We start from the raw sequence: 1732 nt of genomic DNA, 5'->3' as shown, positions 1-1732 counted from the left end.
GGCTCACGCACGCCGCTTGGTGAGCACGACGGCCCCCGGAGGCGCCTCGAGGTCCGGGCGCAGCCGGAAGCCCGCCTTCTTGTACATCCGCTGGTTGCGGACGCTGTCAGCCCCCGTGAAGAGGACGTACGACGTCGCGCGTGCCGGCGCGACCGCCTGGATGTGGTCCAGCAGCACCCGCCCGAGGCCGGACCCCTGCAGGTCGGGGGCGACCATGATCCGGCCGATGTCCCACGACGAGCCATCCTCGAGACGGCCGCGCACGGCGCCGACCAGCCGACCGGCACGCCGCACGACCCAGGTGTCCCACTCGCCCAGCCACGTCCGCACGTCCTCGAGCGACTCGTGCAGCGCCGGGATGTCGAGGGAGTCGTTGGCCAGGGCCTCCTGGACCCAGCAGGCCCGCTGGAGGGTGAGGAGCTCTGCGGCGTCGCCCGCAGTGGCGCGGACGATCGGGGTGCCGTCGTCGAGCGTCGAGGGGGCGAGCAGGTCCGGACGGCGCTCCGCAGTCCGTCGTACGGCTTCCTGGTGACGCCACTGCGCCACCTTGCCGTGGTCGCCGGAGAGGAGGACGGCGGGCACCTCGCGGCCCTGCCACTCGGCAGGCTTGGTGTAGACGGGGTACTCCAGCAGTCCGCTCTCGGCGTGGGACTCCTCGACCAGCGACTGCGCGTTGCCCATGAACCCGGGCAGCAGGCGTACGACGGCCTCGGTGATGGCCAGCGCCGCGACCTCTCCCCCGTTGAGGACGTAGTCGCCGAGGCTGAGCTCCCGGACCTCGGCGCGCTCACGTGCGTGGTCGATGACGCGCTGGTCGATGCCCTCGTAGCGTCCGCAGGCGAACACGACGCGCTCGCGGGTGGCGAGTTCTTCGGCGAGACGCTGGTTGAAGGGTTCGCCCGACGGCGTCGTGAAGATGACCGTGTCGTGCTCCCCGACCTCGAGGGCGTCGAACGCCGCTCCCCAGGGTTCGGGCTTCATGACCATGCCGGCGCCGCCGCCGTACGGGGTGTCGTCGACACGGCGGTGCTTGTCCTGCGCCCACGAACGCAGGTCGTGGACGTGGAACTCGAGCAGTCCCTTGTCGGCAGCCTTGCCGGGCAGCGAGAGCTCGAGCGGGGCGAAGAAGTCGGGGAAGATCGTGAGGTAGTCCAGCCTCACGCGTCGGCCTCCGTGGCCTCGGGGGCGTCGTCGGCGTCGTCGGGGAACGGCGTCACCAGCCCGGGCCGGTCCGCGATCACCACACGGCCACCGGCGACATCGACCTCCGGCACCAGCGCCGACACGAAGGGAACGAGGGTGTTGCGGCCGTCCGGCGTACGGACCTGGAGCAGGTCCTGGGCGCCGTGCACGACGGAGGAGACCTTGCCGATCTCCTCGCCCTCGAGGTTGTATGCCGTGAGGCCGATCAGCTGCCGGTCGTAGAACTCCTCGGGGTCCTCGGGCACCTCGTCGGCGGACACGAAGGCCCGGAGCACCGACCCGCGGGCCGCCTCGGCGGCGTTGCGGTCGGCGAGCTCGGCGAACGTCACGAGCAGCACGCCCTGGTGCCAGCGCGTGCGCGACACCGTGAGCTTGCGCGCCGAGAACGCCGAACCCTTGGGCGGCTCGACCTCGAGCACCGCGCCGTCGACGTAGCGACGCTCCGGCTCGTCGGTCCGTACGTCGACGGTCACCTCGCCACGGATGCCGTGGGGCTTGCCGATCCGGCCGACGACGACGTCAATGCTTT

Annotated in this window: 2 protein-coding genes and 1 pseudogene; all 3 read right to left on the bottom strand. The window is 71.6% G+C overall.

Features of this window, described 5'->3' with window-relative positions; translation table 11 throughout:
- Positions 1 to 3: 3 nt before the first annotated feature.
- Positions 4 to 351, bottom strand: a complete 348-nt coding sequence (locus tag ACOADB_RS26765) for a GNAT family N-acetyltransferase (RefSeq protein ID WP_378606293.1) — start codon at positions 349 to 351, stop codon at positions 4 to 6.
- Positions 352 to 486: 135 nt separating this feature from the next.
- A pseudogene (gene trmD / locus ACOADB_RS26760) lies at positions 487 to 1161 on the bottom strand (tRNA (guanosine(37)-N1)-methyltransferase TrmD); the annotation flags it as partial.
- Positions 1158 to 1732, bottom strand: a 575-nt coding sequence (rimM, locus tag ACOADB_RS26755) for a ribosome maturation factor RimM (RefSeq protein ID WP_378606213.1), incomplete at its 5' end; no start/stop codon positions are given. The gene rimM and the pseudogene trmD, both read right to left, overlap by 4 nt.

Source organism: Nocardioides sp. CPCC 206348, assembly GCF_048654705.1.
In the GTDB taxonomy this organism is placed as follows: domain Bacteria; phylum Actinomycetota; class Actinomycetes; order Propionibacteriales; family Nocardioidaceae; genus Nocardioides.
This window is presented reverse-complemented; position numbering and strand designations above follow the sequence as displayed.